We start from the raw sequence: 20,584 nt of genomic DNA on the forward strand, positions 1-20,584 counted from the left end.
CGTGCGGCGGATCACTGGACAAAGATAAAGCGGTGGCGAGAGGAGTCCTGTTATGAGTAATGTGGACAGCTTCGGTTCCAAAGGCGTCTTGAACGTCGGCGGGAACGAGTATGAAATTTTCCGGCTGAATTCTGTCGAAGGCGCCCAGAGCCTTCCGTTCAGCCTCAAGGTCCTGCTGGAGAACCTGCTGCGCACCGAAGACGGTGCCAACATTACCGCCGACCACGTGCGGGCCCTGGCCAGCTGGGATGCCGATGCGGAACCCAGCACCGAAATCCAGTTCACCCCCGCCCGGGTGATCATGCAGGACTTCACCGGTGTTCCCTGCATCGTGGACCTGGCGACCATGCGTGAAGCCGTTGCCGACCTCGGCGGCGACCCCAAGCGCGTTAACCCGCTGGCACCGGCCGAAATGGTCATCGACCACTCCGTGCAGATCGACGCGTTCGGCAACGCCGGCGCCCTCGAGCGCAACATGGAAATCGAATACCAGCGCAACGGCGAGCGTTACCAGTTCCTGCGCTGGGGCCAGACCGCGTTCGACGACTTCAAGGTTGTTCCCCCGGGAATGGGCATCGTCCACCAGGTCAACATTGAGTACCTGGCGCGCACGGTCATGACCCGCGAAGTTGACGGCGTGCTCCGCGCCTACCCCGACACCTGCGTCGGCACCGACTCCCACACCACCATGGTCAACGGCCTGGGCGTGCTCGGCTGGGGCGTTGGCGGCATCGAAGCCGAGGCTGCCATGCTCGGCCAGCCCGTCTCCATGCTGATCCCGCGCGTCGTCGGCTTCAAGCTGACCGGTGAAATCCCGGCCGGCGCCACCGCGACCGACGTCGTCCTGACGATCACCGAGATGCTGCGCAAGCACGGCGTCGTCGGCAAGTTCGTGGAGTTCTACGGCGAAGGCGTTGCCTCCGTGCCGCTGGCTAACCGCGCCACCATCGGCAACATGAGCCCGGAATTCGGTTCCACCGCTGCGATCTTCCCGATCGACGACGTGACCCTGGACTACCTGCGCCTCACCGGCCGTTCGGATGAAAGTGTCGCCCTGGTCGAGTCCTACGCCAAGGAACAGGGCCTCTGGCACGATCCCTCCACCGAGATCAAGTACTCCGAGTACCTGGAACTGGATCTCTCCACCGTGGTTCCCTCCATCGCCGGTCCGAAGCGTCCCCAGGACCGCGTCGAACTGACCAACGCCAAGGCCCAGTTCCGCAAGGACCTGCACAACTACGTCGACCACGAGGTCGAGGCCGTAGGCGCAACGGTGGACGAGGCACTGGAGGAGTCCTTCCCCGCCTCGGATTCCCCCACTTACACGGACGCCGGAACCCACGTTGCGGATTCCCCGCACGATCTGGTGTCTGTAGGGGACCGCAGCCAGGGACGCGCCTCCGACGCCGTTCCCGTCACGATGCCCGACGGCCGCAGCTTCGAGCTGGACCACGGCGCGGTGACGATCGCTTCGATCACCTCCTGCACCAACACGTCCAACCCGTCCGTCATGATGGCTGCTGCCGTCCTGGCCCGGAACGCCGTGGAAAAGGGCCTGGTTGCCCAGCCGTGGGTCAAGACCTCGATCGCTCCGGGTTCCAAGGTCGTCACTGACTACTACGAAAAGTCCGGCCTGATTCCGTACCTGGAAAAGCTCGGCTTCTTTGTGGTCGGCTACGGCTGCGCCACCTGCATCGGCAACTCCGGACCGCTGGAAGATGAAATCTCCACCGCGATCAACGAAGCCGATCTCGCTGTCACCGCTGTGCTTTCCGGTAACCGCAACTTCGAAGGCCGCATTAACCCGGACGTGAAGATGAACTACCTGGCCTCCCCGCCGCTGGTAGTCGCGTACGCCCTGGCCGGCAGCATGGACTTCGACTTCGAGAACGATGCCCTGGGCCAGGACGAGGCCGGCAACGACATCTTCCTGAAGGACATCTGGCCGAACCCGATCGAGGTCCAGCAGATCATCGACCGCTCGATCGATAAGGAGATGTTCACGGACAGCTACGCGACCATCTTCGAAGGTGACGACCGCTGGAAGTCCCTGCCCACCCCCGAGGGTGCAACCTTCGAATGGGATTCGGAGTCCACGTACGTCCGGAAGCCCCCGTACTTCGAGGGCATGAAGGCACAGCCGGAGCCCGTCCAGAATATCGAGGGCGCCCGCGTGCTCCTGAAGCTGGGCGATTCGGTCACGACCGACCACATCTCCCCGGCCGGTTCCTTCAAGTCCGACACCCCGGCAGGCCGCTACCTGCTGGATCACGGTGTGGCCCGCAAGGACTTCAACTCCTACGGCTCCCGCCGTGGCAACCACGAAGTCATGATCCGCGGCACGTTCGCCAACATCCGGATCAAGAACCAGCTCCTCGACGGCGTCGAAGGCGGTTTCACCCGTGACTTCAGCCAGCCGGACGCTCCGCAGGCCGCCGTTTACGACGCCTCGGTGAACTACCAGGCTGCCGGCACCCCGCTGGTGGTCCTGGCCGGTAAGGAATACGGTTCCGGCTCCTCGCGTGACTGGGCCGCCAAGGGCACCGCGCTGCTGGGTGTCAAGGCCGTCATCGCCGAGAGCTACGAGCGGATCCACCGCTCCAACCTCATCGGCATGGGCGTCCTGCCGCTGCAGTACCCGGCCGGCGTCAACGCCGAATCGCTGGGCCTGACCGGCACGGAGACCTTCTCGGTAGAGGGCGTGACCGAACTGAACAACGGCACCACCCCGAAGACCGTCAAGGTCACCGCGGTGCCGGAAAACGGCGAAGCGATCACGTTCGATGCCGTCCTGCGCATCGACACCCCGGGTGAGGCTGACTACTACCGCAACGGCGGAATCCTGCAGTACGTCCTGCGCCAGATTTCGGCGAAGTAGCTGAAGTAGTTCCGGCACTACGCCCCGTTTCGCTAGGCTGTCGAGTAATCGATGCCGCGAAGCGGGGCGTTTTGCGTGTGGGAGGAAATGCCGGGGCAGGCACAGGCGTTAGAATTAGTCGTTGTGACGGTGCATTTGCCCGTCGCCTAAGACGCAAGGGAGGCGCCCTTTTGGGACTTCTGGAAACCATCCGTGATCCGCGGGACCTCAGCAAGCTGAGCTCCTCCCAGCTTTCGGAGCTGGCCGGGGAGATACGGTCCTTCCTCATCACGAACGTGGCCCAGACCGGCGGCCACCTCGGTCCCAACCTCGGCGTCGTCGAACTGACCATGGGTATCCACCGGGTCTTCGACTCCCCGCGAGACAGCATTGTGTTCGACACCGGGCACCAGTCCTACGTGCACAAGATGCTCACGGGCCGGCGGAACTTTGAAAGCCTGCGGCAGCAGGGCGGCCTCTCGGGCTATCCGGCCCGGGCCGAATCCGAGCACGACATCGTCGAGAGCTCGCACGCTTCCTCCTCCCTGTCCTGGGCGGACGGCATCTCCCGGGCCCGCCAGCTGACGGGCGAAGGTGACCGTTACACCGTGGTGATGGTCGGCGACGGCGCCCTGACCGGCGGCATGGCCTGGGAAGCCCTGAACAACATCGCAGCGGACCAGCGCCGCCGCGTGGTGATCGTGGTCAACGACAACGGCCGCTCCTACGCTCCGACGATCGGCGGCGTTGCCGACTACTTGGCGTCACTCCGCCCAACGCTGGACAGCGTCCGGACCCACCACATGTATGAAAACTCGATGGACTGGTGGAAGGGCCGGCTGCAGAACGGCGGACCCGTCGGCCGGTTCGCGTACCACTGCCTGCACGCGGCCAAGAAGGGCATCAAGGACTGGTGGGCACCCCAGGGACTGTTCGAGGACCTGGGCATGAAGTACGTCGGCCCGGTTGACGGACACGACCTCGGGGCCGTTGAGCAGGCGCTCCTCACCGCCAAGAACTATGGCGGTCCGGTGATCGTGCACGCGATCACCGAAAAGGGGCACGGCTACGCTCCGGCCCGGGCCAACGATGAGGACCAGTTCCACGCCGTTGGCGTGATCGACCCCGAAACCGGTGCGCCCGTGGCGCCGGGCGGAAAGCAGTCCTGGACATCGGTGTTCGCCACGGAGATCGCAGAGATCGCCGACGAACGCAAGGACATCGTCGGTATCACCGGTGCCATGCTGATCCCGGTAGGGCTGCACCGCTTCGCTGCGAAGCACCCGGACCGGGTGATCGACGTCGGCATCGCCGAGCAGCATGCGCTGACCTCCGCGGCAGGCATGGCCTACGGCGGTCTGCACCCCGTGGTGGCCCTGTACGCGACCTTCCTGAACCGTGCCTTCGACCAGCTGCTGATGGATATCGCCCTGCACAAGGCCGGCGTCACCATCGTCCTGGACCGTGCTGGCGTGACCGGACCGGACGGTGCCAGCCACCACGGTATGTGGGACATGTCCATGCTGCAGATCGTTCCGGGCCTGCACCTCGCTGCGCCCCGGGATGCTACCCGGCTGCGGGAAGAGCTGCGCGAAGCCGTGGCAATTTCCGACGCGCCCAGCGTGGTGCGCTTCTCCAAGGGCACCGTGGGTGCGGATATCAACGCCGAGGAACGCACCGACGACGGCGTGGACGTCCTGGCCCGCCGGCCCTCCGGCGACAGCCGTAACGATGTGCTGATTGTCAGTGTGGGTGCGATGGCCGAAATGGCGCTGGATGTTGCCGACCGGCTCGGCGCCCAGGGCATCAGCTCCACGGTGGTCGACCCGCGGTGGGTGCTGCCTGTGCCGAAGTCCATCATCACCATGGCCGCCAGCCACCGCATCGTCGTCGTGATCGAGGACGGGGTTCGTGCCGGAGGAGTCGGATCCAGGATCCGGCAGGAAATGCGCGCTGCCGGCGTCGACACTGCCCTGAACGAGGTGGGACTGCCGGTTGAGTTCCTGGATCACGGCACGCGTGCCGAGGTCCTTGAACGGGTGGGCCTGACCGCCCGCCAGGTGGCCAACGACGTCGTCGCCCAGGTTCTGGGCACCAAGGTCCCGTTTGCCCGTCCACTGCCGGGCCAGCAGATGCCCACGGGGCAGATTCCGAAGATCAAGTAGGCTCCGCGTCCCGGCGGGGCAGGAAAGAAGTGGCCGCTATGGCAAATGACCTTCCCACCCTTGCCGTCACGGGAGCCACCGGAGCACTCGGGGGAATGGTGGCCCGCCAGCTCGCCGACGCGGGTGTTCCCCAGCGCCTGCTGGTCCGCCACACCGCGAAGATGCCGCCGCTGCCGGATACGCCGGTCTTCGCGACATCCTATGCGGACAAGGAGCACGCGGCCCGTGCCCTGCGGGGCGTCCAGACCCTGTTTATGGTTTCTGCCGCCGAGAACCCGCACCGGGCCGAGGACCAGCGCACCTTCGTGGACGCGGCAGCCGAGGCAGGCGTGCAGCACATCGTCTACACATCCTTTATGGGAGCCGGCCCCGATGACGTCTTTACGCTGGGGCGGGACCACTGGGACACCGAAGAGCACATCAAGGCCCGCGGCCTGCAATACACCTTCCTGCGGGACTGTTTCTACCAGGACATCCTGCCCTCATTTGTGGGGCGCGACGGCGTGATTCGGGGCCCCGCAGCCGACGGCAGGTTCGCTCCGGTCGCCCGAAGCGACGTGGCAAGGACGGCAGTGCAGATCCTCAGGGATCCGCAGGCCCACGCCGGGGCCACCTACACGCTGACTGGACCGCAGTCGCTCACCATGGCGGAGGTTGCCGATGTCCTCTCCCGGGTCACCGGCCAGCAGATCACCTACCACGCCGAAACGCTGGATGAAGCAGTTGAATCCCGCCGAGCCGCCGGGGCCTCCGAATGGCAGGCAGTAGCCTGGTCAACCAGCTACGCTGCCATAGCCACCGGCGAACTCGCCCAGGTCAGCGACGACATAGCCCGGCTCACGGGCACGGCCCCATTGAGCTTTGAAGACCACCTGCGGAGCGTTGGCTAGTGTTCACCTTCAGGACCCTTCCCAACCGGCAGGCCACCGTGGTTAGGTCGAAAGTATGAATCAGGTACTTGCTGCCCCCGTCGCAGACTTCCTGCGTGAATGCACCATCAGCGGTCTGGACGAGACCGAGGCGACCCCCGCGGCCGACCTATACGGGATGTACATCATCTGGAGCGAGCAGGCGGAGCTGGACCCGGTGTCCGTCACGGTGTTCTCGCGGCTGCTGAAAGAGACTGGCAACTACCCGCGGCGCCAACACCATGAGAACGTCTATCCCGGGATGCTGGCCACCGGACCGATTTCGATCCAGTACATCCTGGAGACGGACAAGCCTCCAAGTCCGAACGGGCCGCTCAACACGTACGGGTTCTAGCTTCCCGCCAGGTAGCCGATAAGCACGGTGGCCTGCGTGGTTGGTAGCGTGGCAGGATGACGACTTACTCCAGACTTGGCAATTCCGGCCTCACTGTTTCCACCGTGGGCCTCGGCTGCAATAACCTCGGCCGCCCCGGGACCGCAACCGAATCCCAGGAGGGGACCAACGCCGTCGTGCATGCGGCAATCGACGCCGGAATCACCCTCTTCGACACTGCGGACATTTACGGTGCCGAGCCCGGTCTCAGCGAGATTCGGCTGGGGGAGGCGCTCGGCTCCCGCCGGGGTGACGTTGTGCTGGCCACGAAATTCGGCATGGACATGCAGGGCGTCAATGGGCCGGACTTCGGTGCCCGCGGTTCCCGGCGCTACATTGTCACCGCTGTTGAGGCTTCCCTGCGCCGGCTGGGCACGGACTGGATCGACCTGTACCAGTTCCACACTCCGGACCCGCTGACGCCGATCGAGGAAACCCTTGCGGCCCTGGATGACCTGGTCTCGAGCGGAAAGGTCCGCTACATCGGCCACTCGAACCGTGCCGGCTGGCAGATAGCCGAAGCCGAGTTCACTGCCCGGATGAGCGGCAGCACCCGCTTTATCTCCACGCAGAACCACTACAACCTGCTGGACCGCCGCGCCGAGCTCGAGGTCACACCCGCGGCGGAGGCCTACGGACTGGGGCTGTTGCCGTACTTCCCGCTGGCCAACGGCCTGCTTACCGGCAAGTACAGCTCCGGCCAGGCGCCCGAGGGCAGCCGCCTGACGCACTCACGCAAGAACATGCTGCATGATGCGGACTTTGACCAGCTGCGCGAGTTCGGCGAATTCGCCAAGGACCGCGGCCTGACGGAGGTGCAGGTGGCCTTCTCCTGGCTCGCCTCCCGCCCGTCGGTCTCGTCCGTGATTGCCGGAGCCACCAAACCGGAGCAGGTGCGGCAGAACGCCGAAGCTGCGTCCTGGGTGCCGGGGGAGAAGGATTTGGAAGAGCTGGACCGGATCTTCCCGCAGGCTCCGAAGGTGGCACTCTTCTAGTTCTCTGCTCGCTAGGCTGGAATTTACCGATTCGAGGGGAAATCTGAGATGACGCAGACGCTAACCGGCAGTGCCACCGTGGATGAGGTGATGGCCGCGCTGGCCGCGCTGGAGGATCCGAAGGCCCGTGCCATTAACGAGTCGCACGGCGACGACCACGGCGTGAACCTGGGCAAGCTGCGCGCCGTCGCAAAGCAGCTGAAGACGCAACAGGAACTCTCCCGTGAGCTTTGGAAGACGGGTGACACCGCGGCACGGCTGGTGGCGCTGCTGATCTGCCGTCCGAAGGCATTTGAAAGTGCCGAACTGGACGCCATGCTGCGGGAGGCCCGCGTCCCCAAAGTCCACGACTGGTTCGTGAACTACGTGGTGCGGAAGAGTCCGCACGCGGAGGAGCTGCGCCGAGGTTGGTTCGCGGACCCGGACCCGGTCGTCGCCAGCGCCGGGTGGGCACTGACCAGCGAGCGTGTCACGAAGAATCCTGAGGGCCTGGATCTGCCGGGATTGCTCGACACCATTGAGGCGGAAATGAAGGATGCTCCCGACCGCCTGCAATGGGCCATGAATAACTGCCTGGCCCAGATCGGTATTACGCATCACGAACTTCGCGCCCGTGCCATCGGCATCGGTGAACGGCTGGAAGTCCTCAAGGATTACCCGACGCCCCCGAACTGCACTTCGCCGTTCGCCCCCATCTGGATCACCGAGATAGTTCGCCGGCAGCAGGAAGCCTGAGGAGGAGTCCCAGCCGGGACCGCTCCGGGCTACCGGCCGCACACTGCGGTCCTGGCCCGCCGTCGTTAGTCAGCGATGGCGGTTTCGATGAGGCTGCGGAACTCTTCGGTACTGGCGGGCTGGATCAGCCGGCCTTCGAGGAAGAAGGTGGGCGTTCCCTTCACGTCCAGGGCCACGCCGTCTTTCTTGTCGCTGTTGACCCGTTCCATCGTGGCTGGGCTGGCGATCGCGGCATCGTAGGCTGCGAGGTCCAGTCCCAGAGTGGAAGCGTAGCCGCGGAAGGTCGCGGCCTGGGACTCGGCGGAGTGTGACCACTCGGTCTGCTTCTCAAACATCAGGGCGTGCATCTCGTGGAACTTGCCCTGCTGTGCTGCAGCTTCGACGGATGCCGCCGAGGTCTCTGAATTCGGGTGGCCCGGCAGGGGGAAGTACCGGGACACAACGGTCAGGTTCTCCCCGTACTCGGCGATGACCTCCTCCACCAGCGGATACGCGGCGCGGCAGGCCTCGCACTCGAAATCGAGGAACTCGACCAGGACAGCTTTCTCCTCCGGCGCCTGGTGCAGGAGGTGACTGTCATCCCTCACCACCTGGACCTGCCCGCCGTCCGCGCCTGCTGTTTCGGCGCCGCCTGCCCGGAGGTTAGCGACGACGATGATCAGGACAGTGATCAGGGCAGCTAGGAGCACCAGGCCCACCGCGATCCGGTTTGGCAGGCTTAGGCGTCGGTTGGGAACAGGGGCAGGCACAGAGGTGTCTCCTTAGGTTGGCGCGGGGGTGCGCTGGGCTAACGGCGCGGGTCAGGTGTGGGAACAGCAGGTGCAGGACGTGCCGGCTGGCGGTTTGTCCACAGCAGGCTCGTCGGAGCTGGTCGCTTCAGTATTCTGGCTGAGACTTTCGGAACCGGGCGGCGGCGCGCAGCAGACGTCGCCTTTCCAGGCCTCGCGGCCTTCCTTCACCGCGACCGCGGCGATGACGAGAGCGGCGATGGGGTCCGCCCAGGACCATCCCAGGGTGGAATTGAGAAGGAGCCCCAAAAGCAGGACACCGGATAGGTATGTGCAGAGCAGGGTCTGCTTGGAGTCCGCGACGGCGGAACGGGAGCCAAGTTCGCGGCCTGCCCGGCGTTGTGCCCAGGACAGGAACGGCATCACCGCGAGACTGAGTGCCGCCAGGATGATGCCCACCGGGGAGTGCTGGGGCTCTGCTGCGCCGGCGAGGCTGCGGACGGCGTCGAAGCTGACGAAGGCGGCGAGGCCGAAGAAGGAGAACGCGATGAGCCGCAGGGCGGTCTTCTCCCGGGTTTCGGGGTCACGGCCGGAGAACTGCCACGCCACGGCGGCGGCGGAAAGGACTTCAACGATGGAGTCCAGGCCGAAGCCGATGAGGGCGCTCGAGGAGGCGACCGTTCCGGCGCTGATCGCGACGACCGCTTCGATGAGGTTATAGGTGATCGTTATGGCGACGAAGATGCGGATCCGCCGGGACAGGACCGCCTGCCGCTCAGATGTGGGGAACGACGTCGACTCGCGCGCCGAGGCTGGAGCGCTCATCGGCAGCACCCTAACCCGTCAGCATGGCGTTCGGAGCTGGCGCAGCAGCATTCTGGCTGGCCGGCAGGGACGACGTCGAGCAGTGCCGTGAGCGCTTCGGCCAGTTTGGGATCGGCCAGTTCGTAGCGGACGCGCCGGCCTTCCGGGACGCCGGCGACGAGCCCGCAGCCGCGAAGGCAGGACAGGTGATTCGACAGGCTCTGTTTACTGACGCCAATCAGTTCCGCAAGCTCACCCGGGTAGGACGGTCCGTCCCGCAAGGCCAGCAGCACCCGTGAACGGGTGGGATCGGACAGCGCGTAACCGAAGCGCGCCAGCACCGAGGAACGGCTGAGGGTTTCCATTCCTCGATAGTACAGTCAAACGTGTACTGATTCCGGTTACATCCATTTCTTTGCTTTGAAAACGAAGTAGAGCGTCAGCGCCAAGGCGACCATGGCCCCCATCGCCGCGGGATAGCCGAAGGCCCAATGCAATTCGGGCATGTGATCGAAGTTCATGCCGTAGATGGCACCGATGAGGGTGGGTGCAAAGAGGATTGCTGCCCAGCCCGAGATCTTTTTCATGTCCTCGTTTTGCCGCTGGGCGACGAGCGTCGAATTCACGCCAAGGATCTGTGAGAGTGCGTCGCGCAGTTCGGTCACACGGATGCCGGCATGCGTGAGGTGGTCAGCAACATCCTGCAGATACGCCTGCAGCGGTTCCGGAACTTCGTAGCGGTCGAATCCCTGACGCAGCGCAATCAGAACGTCGGCCATCGATGACGTGGTGTGCTGCAGGTCGATGACTTCCTGGCTCAGCCGGTAGATGCGTTCTGCAACGGCGGCATCTCCGCTGAACACCTGGCGTTCAATTTGCTCCTTATCAATGGCGAGGCCTCGAAGGACAGGCGTGTAGCCGTCGACGATCGCATCGAGGAGCCGGTAGGCCACGGCCTCGGGCCCCAGGGTGAGGAGGTGCTCGTCGTCGAGCAGTGTGCGTCCGCCGCGGTCAGCGATGTCCGCCGGGTTGCCGGCCAGGGCAGCTTCATCGGTCCCGTCGATCCACCGTTTGTCCTGGCAGAGGACGGCAATGGCGTGTGGGCGGACCAGGACATGGAACTCGGAGAAATCCACATCCTCGGCGGCGTCGTCGTACCGTGCGGACCGCACAACCATAAAGAGGACATTCCCGTAGCGTTCCAGCTTCGGGCGCTGACCCCCGTGGCGCAGGTCTTCCACCAGCAGGGGATGGAGATCCCACGCTTCGGCGAGCTCGTCGATGTCATGTGGTGTTGGTGCCGGGAAGAGGCACAACGCCATCCGGTTGGGCTCACTTTCCGCGAAATCCAGTGCCTCGGCAACGGACGCACTCTCGGGTGTGGGGCTTAGCCGTCCATCGATGACGAACCGGGTCCGCCTCGAGGAAACTGCTGCTTCAGCCCGGTCCAGGACAGGCCTCCGGTGGAACAGCGTGCGCCGCCGTGAGGACTCGTCGCTGTAACGCTGGGGCATAGGTGTTCTCCTCCTGGATGTATCAGATGGGGCTCTGACCCCAGTTAGGCCGGTGCACGCCCCACCTGTGGATGGCGGGGTGCGCACCGGCTTTTTGCGGCAGTGAATCTAACTTATCCCGTGGGGTCAGTGGGTCCTGACCGGGAGCTGCAGGTAGGAGGCATGATCGCCTCCGGTATGGATGACGTGCTGGCCAGAGTTGGCGGGCTCATACTCGCTCGCTCCGGGCATCACCGGTCCCAGCAGGCTGCGGCCGCTGACGACAAAGCGGATCTGCTCACCGGGGTGGAAGATCAGTCCGAGCGGGAGTAGGTCAATCTCGATGTCCACGACCTGGCCCGGAGCGAGCTTCTCGATCCGGTCGAAGCTATGCGCCGGAATATCCGGGGTCGACAAAGCTTCATCCAGGTTCCGGAGCGAGACGCGGAGCCGGCCGTCGGAACCCTTGTAACGGAGGATGGACGCACCGCGTTCGGTGACATCGTGGAGAAGTGCGCTCTGGTTAGGGACGGTGAACTGCTGCAGCGGCGTGCCAAACGCGTCGAGCTTCTGCACCAGGACGAACAGATCCATGTCATCGGCACCCAGGGCCTCGACCCACAAGTGGGCTTTGGGATAGCCAACCAGCACGGTCTCCTGGTCGAAACGCGCCAGGAAGGATGCGAGGTCCGGATTCGCCCCGACGGTGTACGTGGCCGCGGCGTCGTGCGGGGGTGCCTCCGTGCTCATGGTCCGGGAACGGGCGTCGAGGTAATACTTGGTGGCTTCCACCTCCGCCGGAGGAAAGGCATCGGCGCCGATATTGACTTGGTCGCCGCCGTCCAGATCGAGCAGCGAGTAGCGCACCGGAGGCGTCTGCTCCCAGCCGTTGTCCTCGCCCATAAGGTAGTGGTCGAAGAAGCGGCGCAGGTCCTCGATGTTGTCCTGGTCGTAGTAGTCGGGCCATTCCTGGCTGTTGTGGATGCGAAGCCATTTCTGCTCGGAACGCATCCGGCGCCAGGCGCGGAACGTCCCTGCGGTGTGGAGGGTGTTCGAGTAGCTGGCCACAACGTAGGCCGGGACGGTAATCCGGTCAAAGGCCGGGATCTTGTTCTCCCATAGGTCGGTCATCAGGGGGTGCTGCTCAGTTTCCGCCAGGATGTCTTCCTTCCGGTTCTTGCCCCAGAAGGAATTGTTCTGCAGGGTCTGGGCAAAACCTGTATCGGGCATGCCGCCGCGCATCACCAGGTCGCGGTAGACGTCGCTCACGCCCTCCCAGGGATTGATTGCTGCGAGGTGCGGAGGCTGTTCGGCCGCAGTGAACCACTGCGCGACGGCGAGGTAGGAGGTTCCGCTCATGCCCACCTTTCCAGAACACCACTCCTGCTCCGCCAGCCACTCGATCAGGTCGTGGCAGTCCCTGCCCTCCTGCCGGTCCCAAAGGACGCTGTCGCCGTCGGAATCAACGACGCCCCGGACATCCGGGTTGCAGATGGCGTAGCCCTGCCCGCACCAATAGGCCGGGTCTGGACCTTCGAATTTCTCCAGACCCGAGACGATGCCATTGTCGAGGCCCACAAGCCCGAAGACACCCATCACGCTTGCGGATGTGCCCTGGCCTTTGCCGTAGGGGCTCCACGCCACGATGACCGGAACCTTTTCCATTCCGGCGGGGCGGAACAGATCAACGTGGATCGTCACACCGTCCCGCAGCAACACCGGCACGTCCTTCTCGAACACGATGTCAACCGTCAGTGCGCGGAACTGCGGGGCCACCTGATAACCGGCCTTCAAAGTACTGGTGCCCGGGCTGAAAGCGGTCAGAATGCCGGTCCGGTCAGCAGGCAGCGGTTGGGAAGGTACGAACAGTTTCTGGTCAGTGCTCAAAACGAGCTCCTCGGGTCTCGGGCGGGGCACGGATTGTTGTGCCACGCCCAGAGTACGACGGACTTCGAATAAACTCAACAGCTGTTGAGATTGGTCCTGCAAAGGTAGGCTGATCTCATGAATGCGCAGGAAATGACTTCGCCTGGACGCCCCCGTGGGCGCCGCCCGGGGACGGAGAGCACCCGAAAATCAGTCCTTGACGCGGCACGAAAGCGGTTTGCCACTGAGGGCTTTACCGCCACGACCATCCGGGCGATCGCCTCCGACGCCAATGTAGACGCCTCCCAGGTCATGCAGTTCTTTCGGTCCAAGGACGAGCTGTTCGCGTCCGTCATGTCGATTCCACCATCCGTCCTGGAGCTGTTCGACACAGCTTTTGACGGGCCGGATGCCGGTCTTGGGGAACGCGTCGTCCACGCCTACCTTCAGGCCTGGGAAGGAGTGCCGGAGGATTCTGAACCCTTGATGGCGATGCTGCGCGGTGCCGTCGTGAACGAGTCCGCCAGCACGCAGCTCGCGGACTTCATCCAGTCCCGGCTGCTCGCCGGGACAAAGGGCCGCGCGGGGGATGAGGCGGAGACCGCGCTGAGGGCCGGCCTTGCCTCGTCCATGCTCGTGGGCATCGTGACCAGCCGGCGCATCATCGGCGTCCCCCTCCTGACCACGGCCGATACTGCCGCAATAGTCCGCATCGTCGCTCCGGCGATCCAGGAAATTCTCGCCCCGCACGCCCGGTAGCAGGCGGCAGCAGTTCCCGGCCACCTGGCCTTCGGCGCTGGCTTCGCGTCGGGTTTGATACAGTGCCGGGCTCAGTGCCCTCCGGTAGCCAGGGACGCATTGGCCCGAACGAAGTCAGTGGCTCCCGTCCCGCTGAGTTCCTCCGCACTGACCCGCCGCCCTGCCATGGCCAGCAGCAGCACGATGGCCGGACCCCGGACTTCGGGGCCCGTTCCGTGCACGAACGTTTCGTCCGTGGCAACCAGCCGCCAGCCCGCTGCGACTTCCTTGCCGCCGCCGATCTTGACGGATGTCCTCAGCTGATACTGGAGTGCCTTCACCACATGTTCGGGCGGATACCGGCGGGTTATGCCGAGGGGACGGCGGATATCCTCGCCATGGACGAATGCTTCAACCAGCCGGGTGCCGAGGTCCACCGGGGGACCGGTCCTCCGCGTCTGGACCGCCCGGAACTCAGTCAGCGTGTCGCGGGGATCTCTGGCGCGCTCACGTGCGATCCCGGCGTCGTTGTCGCGGTCGAAGTCGAAGCCGGACGCGATCATCCGGCGGATGAAGCCCAGCCGGGTGGTCTTGGCTGTATCCACGAGGTGGGCGAGCACGTCGTGGACGTCCCAGCCCGGACACAGGGAAGGGGTCTGCCACTGCTGCGGCGCCAGCGCCTCCAGGTCATGAATCAAGGCACGGCGTTCCTCCTCCACCACCGGCCAGACGACGGGCCCACGGAGCTTTGGACGGATCATGATGATGACTCTAGACCGTACCGGTCCCTCCGGCCGTCCAAGGCGGTGCCCGCCGTGACCGTTCGGCAGCTACCGGCAGCGCAGCGGAACATCCTCGGCCGACGGGGAGGATCACGCCGGTGGTGAAACCCCGCACAACCGCGCGGCAGGGAACTGGTGGTCCTGTTAGCGTCGTTGAGTGAGCACCAAACCCGTATCTGCTGATAAGTCCGCTCCCGTCGCAACCCGCTCCGCCGGCAACGGCATGGTCAGTGTCCGCGGCGCGGAGGAAAACAACCTGCGCAGTGTCGACGTCGACATTCCCCGCGACGCGATCGTAGCCTTCACCGGAATCTCCGGGTCCGGTAAATCCTCGCTGGCTTTTGGCACCATCTACGCCGAAGCGCAGAAGCGGTACTTCGAATCCGTGGCACCCTATGCCCGGCGGCTGATCTCCCAGGGCCACAATCCCAAGGTGGAGGCCATCACGGGCCTGCCTCCCGCCGTCGCACTCCAGCAGCGGCGGGGGACCGCCAGCTCACGCTCGACGGTGGGCACCCTCACCACCCTCTCCAATTCAATGCGGATGCTCTTTTCCCGCGGCGGCACTTATCCGGCCGACGCCGAGCCCGGCAGCCTGGATTCGGACGCGTTCTCACCCAACACCGCAGCCGGTGCCTGCCGCGAATGCTCCGGACTGGGTATCGCTCACACCGTCACCGAAGAGTCGCTGGTCCCGGAGCCGAACCTGACCATCCGCGAGGGTGCCATCGCGGCGTGGCCGGGTGCCTGGCAGGGCAAGAACCTCCGGGACATCCTCATCCACCTGGGCTACGACGTCGACGTTCCCTGGCGGAAGCTGCCGAAGAAGGACCGCGACTGGATCCTTTTCACCGACGAGCAGCCGGTGGTGACCATCACCCCGCAGCGGGACCGGGTCGCCAAACCCTATAAGGGCAGGTTCTGGAGCGCGAAGAGCTATGTGCTGCACACCCTGGCCGATTCCGGCAGCGCCAAGATGCGCGAACGCGTGCTCGAGTACATGGTGTCCGGGCCCTGCCCGGTCTGCGGGGGAGCGGGACTGCGCCCGGAGGCCCTGGCCGTTACGTTCGCCGGCCGGAACATCGCTGAACTGAACGGGGCCACCCTCGGTGAGCTGGCGGAAATCATCCGGCCGACGGCGGCGCTCAAGGCCGCTGGTACCGCCTCCCGCGCGGCAGCGTCCAACGAAAACACCGAAGTCGCCGTGACCATCACCCGTGACCTCCTGGCCCGGCTGGAAGTGCTGGTTTCCCTGGGCCTGGGCTACCTCAGCCTGTCCCGGGCCACCCCCACGCTGTCGCCGGGGGAGATGCAGCGGCTGCGGATCGCCACCCAGCTGCGCTCTGGCCTGTTCGGCGTGGTTTACGTGCTGGATGAGCCGTCGGCCGGGCTGCATCCCGCCGACGCCGAGCCGCTGCTCGCCGTCCTGCAGGAACTCAAGGACGCCGGGAATTCAGTCTTCGTCGTCGAACACAACATGGACGTGGTCCGCAGCGCCGAATGGATCGTGGACGTTGGCCCGCAGGCCGGCGACGGCGGCGGTACGGTGCTCTACAGCGGTCCGGTGGCCGGGCTCGCCGATGTGCCGGAGAGCGCCACCCGGCCGTTCCTGTTCGGCGAAGCGGAAGACACCGTTCCGGCCCGCCGCCGCGCCGAGCAGTGGCTCTCCTTGAAGGGCATCACCCGCCACAACCTCCGCGACCTCGACGCCGAGATTCCCCTCGGTGTCCTGACCGCCGTGACCGGGGTCTCCGGGTCCGGGAAGTCGACTCTGGTCAGCCAAGTGCTGGCCGAGGCCGTCGGCACCCAGATTAACGGTGCTCCGCCGGAACCGGAAGAGACCGACGACGCCGCCACCGCCGAATCGGGCAGCGTCCCGGAGGAGGACCCCGGCGTCCAGGTACGCAGCATCGCCGGCCTGGAACACCTGGACCGGCTCGTCCGGGTGGACCAGCGGCCCATCGGACGCACACCGCGCTCCAACCTCGCCACCTACACTGGCCTGTTCGACGCCGTCCGCAAGCTCTACGCCGGCACGGACGAGGCCCGGGCCCGCGGGTACACCGCCGGCCGGTTCTCCTTCAACGTCGCCGGCGGGCGGTGCGAAACCTGCCAGGGCGAGGGGTTCCTCGCCGTCGAACTGCTGTTCCTGCCCGGCACCTACGGACCCTGCCCGGTCTGCCACGGAGCGCGCTACAACGAGGAAACCCTGCAGGTCACCTACCGCGGCAAGTCCATTGCCGACGTCCTGGCCATGCGCGTGGAGACCGCCGCGGAGTTCCTCGCCGATCTCCCGGCGGCTGCCCGCAGCCTGCGGACCCTGCTCGACGTCGGCCTCGGTTACCTGCGGCTCGGCCAGCCCGCCACGGAACTCTCCGGCGGTGAGGCGCAGCGGATCAAACTGGCCACCGAGCTGCAGCGCGCCCGCCGCGGCCACACCCTGTACCTGCTGGACGAGCCGACCACCGGCCTGCACCCGCAGGACGTGCAGCTGCTGCTGGCCCAGTTGAACCGGCTGGTGGACGCAGGCAACACGGTAGTGGTGGTGGAGCACTCGATGAACGTAGTGGCCTCGGCGGACTGGGTGATCGACATGGGCCCGGCCGGCGGCGACGACGGCGGCCGGGTCATTTGCGCCGGAACCGCGGACGAGGTTGCCGCCTGCAAAGCGAGCCGGACGGCGCCGTATCTGAGCGCTGCGCTGGGCCGGATGGGCTGAGCTGCTGCAGGTCACGTGGTCCGGGCCGGAGGGCCCGGGACGGCGTCAACGAAACAGGGTCCTTGGCTACGTCTCACGGTCACCCAGCGGATGGGCCTCCGGGTGTTTTGGGTCCCGGCCTCGCTCCCGCCAGTAGTCGTCCCGCTGTTGGAGGACCAGCCGTGCCAGTAGCGCGATGGTAGCGACGAGCAAGATGAGAACACCGCCGAGCAGAACCCAGCTCCATGGTTCGACGAAGGGCACGAGATTGTTGACCCACACCAGGATCAGCGAGATGGTCATCACCGTCGCCAGCATGATCTTGGTGCGCTTACCATTCCCGCTTTCCCTGGCAGAGCTCATTGGCCAAGCCTACGATGGTTGCGGAATCCTGTCTGCGTCTGGCCAAGGCATCAAGCTGGAGGCATAGGGTTCACCCATGAGCGACTCACCGGTTCGGCTGATTGAGCCAACACCCGACGTGATTGTTGAATTCATTGGGCGGGTGGCTGGCGCCCCTTGGCCCGATGATTCCGCCGGATTCACAGCCTATTTTGACAGTCTTGGGTGTACCGCGGGGGAGTCGGCGGAGTACTCCGATCCGGTGCCGGGCAGCACCTGCGGTCCGCTCACGTGCCCGGGAACTTTCCTGGATCACGGGTCGTGGGCGGCGTACAACGGGCAGCTGTTCGCTTTGAATTTCTTCTTCTACTCCGGCTCACGGAGATTAGCTGAGGTCGGATTCGGAGCTGTCCGGGATCGTCTCAACGACATATATGGAAGCCCCGCGGACGAAGGCACCGACGCGAATGGAGACCGGTCGGCCTATTGGACCCCTGGCGAAAACTCGATCGAACTCTATGGCCACGTCACCTTGGCACCGGCGCTGCAGATCGGCCTGGGCCGGCGCGACGTCGAGGAGCTTTACAGCGAAAGCGCCCGGCACTCCGGTCCCCACACGGCGCAGGGGGGTCGCTCAGGTCCTGTCAGATGAGCCCAGCCAGCCGCGCCCGCAAATCCCGCCACCAAATCGGCTGGATCGAATAGCCCAGCACAGGGTAGGACCCTCGACCGGCCACGGCCTTCGCCGCTACTCTGGTAGCCCCTACGTGCGGCGATCCCGGGCCGGGTCCACCGGTCTACGCGAAAGGCGGCCGTGCACGCGAAGGAGCACACCGTGGGAACACTATCCCTGGACTTGTTCATCACCCTCGACGGCGTGTACCAGGCGCCCGGAGGTCCCGACGAGGACCCGGAGGGCGGCTTCGAATACGGCGGCTGGCAGGCGGCGTACTCCGACGAGGAGGCTGGCGAATCGATCATGGCGAACATCGATGCCATGGACGCCTTGCTCCTTGGCCGGAAAACCTATGACATCTTTGCTGCGTTCTGGCCCGTCCAAAGTGCCGGCGATCCCATCGCCGCCAAGTTCAACGCCATGCCCAAGTTTGTTGTGTCCCGGTCTCTGGCCGACGCATCATGGAAGGGGACCGCCGTCCTCTCAGGCCCCGCGGATGTGGCTGCGCTCAAGGACCGGTTCAGCGACATTCATATCATTGGCAGCGGCGACCTGGCGCGGCCGCTGCTCGAGGCAGGGCTCGTCGACCGGCTCAATCTTTTCTTGTATCCGTTAATCTTCGGCACCGGCAAGCGGCTGTTTCCGGACGGGACAGGGGTGCCGGCGGCCTTCACCCTGGCCGAGGCGCCAAGGGGCTTCCCCAACGGAGCCGTCTCCTTGGTCTACGAACTTGCGGGGTCCCCCATCACGGGTATCACTATCGGCCAGGAGTAGCACTGGCGTGGGTCCGGGCGCCGCGCAGGGCTTACCGCACGAGGCCAACGATGAGGGTGAAAATCATTCCGGTCCCTAACAGCACGAGGAAACCCCCAGCGGCCTTCGTTATCCATGGCAGGAAACGGGTGAGCTTCGCGAGCGCCCGGTCGGATCCCAACGCGACGGCCACGAAAAGGTCCCAGAACAGGACGACGGCGAACATCCAGGCGCCGTAGAGCATCAATTCCCCGGTGCCCGCGCTGGAAAGCCCTGACGCGAGGGCGACGTAAAAGAGCGCATTCTTCGGGTTGAGCAGACCGGACGCGAACCCAAGTCCCAGGTTCTTTCCCCAGGTGTTGCTTGGCACTGCAGGTTCATTGATGACACTGATACGGGCGCTGGAACGGAGGAACGCGGCCCCAATGAAGATCAGAAACAGCCCTCCGGCCGTTTGGATCAATCCGAGCAGCGTCGGATGAGAAATCAGTGCCAGCCCGGAGAACGCGGCCGCGATAAAGATGCCGTTGGCAAGCGCGATCCCCAGGCAGGCACCGCTGGCGGTCCGCCAGCCGCTGCTTACCGCGCTGCGGGCGATCAGGAGAAAATCGACTCCGGGGATCAGCAAGGCCAAAAAATGTGCTGCTGCCACAGCAAAAAACTGCTCCATCTATCCCCAGCTACCTCGACGACATACCTCGTTCAGAATGCGGGTCAAGCAGGAGAACCGTCTTGTACGAAATTGCAGTCAGCCGCGGTAGGTTCCAGGAGACGCGGCTACATGGGCGCGGAAGACTCTGTGGAAGTGGCTCTGGTCAACAAACCCCAAAGCATGTGCGGTCTCGGCCAGGGCTCGTCCTTCGCGCAGCATCCTGCGCGACTCAGTGACGCGTTCGTTCTGCCGCCAGGCCAGGGGCGCCAGTCCGGTCAGGCGCTTCATGGCCCGGATGAGCTGGTATTTTCCCATCCCCGCCAGTTCGGCCAGGTCCTCGAGCGTCGGGTTCGATTCATCCTGCCGCAGCCGGACAAGGACCGGTTCCAGGCGGGCGAAAAGCTCTTCATCGCCGTAGCCGGGCAAACGGTATTCCGGTTCACGAGTCACACATTCATGTAGACCAGTCCGGAACCCGGTTCCGATCCCGCTAGGCTCCGCATCGGTGAACAGCATGTTGTTGATACCAGTGAACCGGCGGTAAATCTCCGGCTGCCGGTACACCCTGATTCCGGCCAAGAGATGTGCTGCCGTCGGAGGCAGCAGGGCCGCGATCCAATCCTGGTCCGCCTGAATCATTTGGTACTCCCAGCGGCCTTCATCCGGATTGCACGCGTGGACATGGCCTGCTGGAATAAGAATGACGTCGCCGGCCGCCAGGCGGATCGGGTCTCCCAGCGCGCCGCCGAACACAGTGGTGCCTGAATCGATCAGGCCTATCGAGAACCGGTCATGGGTGTGCGGACGGTAGCAGGCACTGTCCCGGCAGGACCGGCGCGATTCCAGTTGTGGCACCTGCCTGCTGTGCCAGAATTCCGTCACGCGTTTCCTGCCTCTTTCCGGGGTTCTCGGTTTCACGCTGGGATCAACATGCACCTGTGGCCTTCGCGGCTGCCGGAGTCGGAAAGCATCAATCAAGGCTGAGGAAGTCTACAGGA

The 20,584-nt window shown here is 65.0% G+C and carries 19 protein-coding genes; 10 read left to right on the top strand and 9 right to left on the bottom strand.

All coding sequences use genetic code 11. The annotated features are described in order from the left end of the window. The first annotated feature begins 52 nt into the window (after positions 1-52). The 6 genes from RTN46_RS01880 to RTN46_RS01905 all read left to right on the top strand — a co-directional run bounded on the left by RTN46_RS01880 (position 53) and on the right by RTN46_RS01905 (position 8,054). Positions 53-2,878 (top strand): aconitate hydratase, encoded by a 2,826-nt coding sequence (locus tag RTN46_RS01880; protein WP_312178729.1) that lies wholly within the window; start codon positions 53-55, stop codon positions 2,876-2,878. 170 nt (positions 2,879-3,048) lie between these two features. Then, positions 3,049-5,022 (top strand): 1-deoxy-D-xylulose-5-phosphate synthase, encoded by a 1,974-nt coding sequence (dxs, locus tag RTN46_RS01885; protein ID WP_312178730.1) that lies wholly within the window; start codon positions 3,049-3,051, stop codon positions 5,020-5,022. A gap of 38 nt (positions 5,023-5,060) precedes the next feature. After that, the gene (locus RTN46_RS01890) at positions 5,061-5,912 is read left to right on the top strand and encodes an SDR family oxidoreductase (RefSeq protein WP_312178731.1); all 852 of its coding nucleotides are present in this window, start codon (positions 5,061-5,063) and stop codon (positions 5,910-5,912) included. Between the two features lie 55 nt (positions 5,913-5,967). Then, complete coding sequence (locus RTN46_RS01895; RefSeq protein ID WP_312178732.1) at positions 5,968-6,285, top strand: hypothetical protein; 318 nt, start codon at positions 5,968-5,970, stop codon at positions 6,283-6,285. Between the two features lie 56 nt (positions 6,286-6,341). Then, positions 6,342-7,319 (top strand): aldo/keto reductase, encoded by a 978-nt coding sequence (locus tag RTN46_RS01900; RefSeq protein ID WP_312178733.1) that lies wholly within the window; start codon positions 6,342-6,344, stop codon positions 7,317-7,319. A 48-nt stretch (positions 7,320-7,367) separates the two neighbouring features. Then, complete coding sequence (locus tag RTN46_RS01905; RefSeq protein WP_312178734.1) at positions 7,368-8,054, top strand: DNA alkylation repair protein; 687 nt, start codon at positions 7,368-7,370, stop codon at positions 8,052-8,054. A gap of 65 nt (positions 8,055-8,119) precedes the next feature. Here RTN46_RS01905 and RTN46_RS01910 read toward each other — a convergent pair whose 3' ends face one another. From RTN46_RS01910 to RTN46_RS01930, 5 genes are all read right to left on the bottom strand, one after another. Continuing rightward, positions 8,120-8,803: a thioredoxin domain-containing protein gene (locus tag RTN46_RS01910; RefSeq protein ID WP_312178735.1), complete on the bottom strand. Its 684-nt coding sequence runs from the start codon at positions 8,801-8,803 to the stop codon at positions 8,120-8,122. 51 nt (positions 8,804-8,854) lie between these two features. Continuing rightward, the gene (locus RTN46_RS01915) at positions 8,855-9,607 is read right to left on the bottom strand and encodes a cation transporter (protein WP_312178736.1); all 753 of its coding nucleotides are present in this window, start codon (positions 9,605-9,607) and stop codon (positions 8,855-8,857) included. Then, positions 9,604-9,951 (bottom strand): metalloregulator ArsR/SmtB family transcription factor, encoded by a 348-nt coding sequence (locus RTN46_RS01920; protein ID WP_312178737.1) that lies wholly within the window; start codon positions 9,949-9,951, stop codon positions 9,604-9,606. Before RTN46_RS01920 ends, RTN46_RS01915 begins: the two co-directional genes overlap by 4 nt. Before the next feature lie 36 nt (positions 9,952-9,987). After that, the gene (locus RTN46_RS01925; protein WP_312178738.1) at positions 9,988-11,100 is read right to left on the bottom strand and encodes a magnesium and cobalt transport protein CorA; all 1,113 of its coding nucleotides are present in this window, start codon (positions 11,098-11,100) and stop codon (positions 9,988-9,990) included. A gap of 126 nt (positions 11,101-11,226) precedes the next feature. Continuing rightward, positions 11,227-12,966 carry a CocE/NonD family hydrolase gene (locus tag RTN46_RS01930; protein ID WP_312178739.1) on the bottom strand — a complete coding sequence of 580 codons (1,740 nt, stop codon included), beginning with the start codon at positions 12,964-12,966 and terminating at the stop codon, positions 11,227-11,229. A gap of 117 nt (positions 12,967-13,083) precedes the next feature. On the opposite strand from RTN46_RS01930, the gene RTN46_RS01935 reads away from it, so the two are divergent. After that, on the top strand, positions 13,084-13,704 hold the full coding sequence (locus tag RTN46_RS01935; protein WP_312178740.1) for a TetR family transcriptional regulator: 621 nt from the start codon (positions 13,084-13,086) through the stop codon (positions 13,702-13,704). Positions 13,705-13,775: 71 nt separating this feature from the next. Here the strand turns inward: RTN46_RS01935 and RTN46_RS01940 are convergent, their stop codons facing one another. Beyond that, on the bottom strand, positions 13,776-14,444 hold the full coding sequence (locus tag RTN46_RS01940; RefSeq protein ID WP_312178741.1) for a maleylpyruvate isomerase family mycothiol-dependent enzyme: 669 nt from the start codon (positions 14,442-14,444) through the stop codon (positions 13,776-13,778). 244 nt (positions 14,445-14,688) lie between these two features. Between RTN46_RS01940 and uvrA the strand changes: the two genes are divergently transcribed. Then, the gene (gene uvrA / locus RTN46_RS01945; RefSeq protein WP_312178754.1) at positions 14,689-17,184 is read left to right on the top strand and encodes an excinuclease ABC subunit UvrA; all 2,496 of its coding nucleotides are present in this window, start codon (positions 14,689-14,691) and stop codon (positions 17,182-17,184) included. A gap of 66 nt (positions 17,185-17,250) precedes the next feature. On the opposite strand, the gene RTN46_RS01950 is transcribed toward uvrA, so the two are convergent. Beyond that, positions 17,251-17,526: a hypothetical protein gene (locus tag RTN46_RS01950; RefSeq protein WP_312178742.1), complete on the bottom strand. Its 276-nt coding sequence runs from the start codon at positions 17,524-17,526 to the stop codon at positions 17,251-17,253. A 76-nt stretch (positions 17,527-17,602) separates the two neighbouring features. Between RTN46_RS01950 and RTN46_RS01955 the strand changes: the two genes are divergently transcribed. Next, positions 17,603-18,157: a hypothetical protein gene (locus tag RTN46_RS01955; protein ID WP_312178743.1), complete on the top strand. Its 555-nt coding sequence runs from the start codon at positions 17,603-17,605 to the stop codon at positions 18,155-18,157. Between the two features lie 183 nt (positions 18,158-18,340). Then, positions 18,341-18,955 (top strand): dihydrofolate reductase family protein, encoded by a 615-nt coding sequence (locus tag RTN46_RS01960; protein ID WP_312178744.1) that lies wholly within the window; start codon positions 18,341-18,343, stop codon positions 18,953-18,955. Positions 18,956-18,986: 31 nt separating this feature from the next. On the opposite strand, the gene RTN46_RS01965 is transcribed toward RTN46_RS01960, so the two are convergent. Further along, entirely contained in the window at positions 18,987-19,586 is a 600-nt protein-coding gene (locus RTN46_RS01965) for a LysE family translocator (protein WP_312178745.1), read from the bottom strand. A 96-nt stretch (positions 19,587-19,682) separates the two neighbouring features. Further along, the gene (locus RTN46_RS01970; protein ID WP_312178746.1) at positions 19,683-20,441 is read right to left on the bottom strand and encodes an AraC family transcriptional regulator; all 759 of its coding nucleotides are present in this window, start codon (positions 20,439-20,441) and stop codon (positions 19,683-19,685) included. Between the last annotated feature and the right edge of the window lie 143 nt (positions 20,442-20,584).

Origin of the sequence: Arthrobacter sp. (assembly GCF_031988865.1) — a bacterium.
Lineage (GTDB): Bacteria > Actinomycetota > Actinomycetes > Actinomycetales > Micrococcaceae > Arthrobacter_B.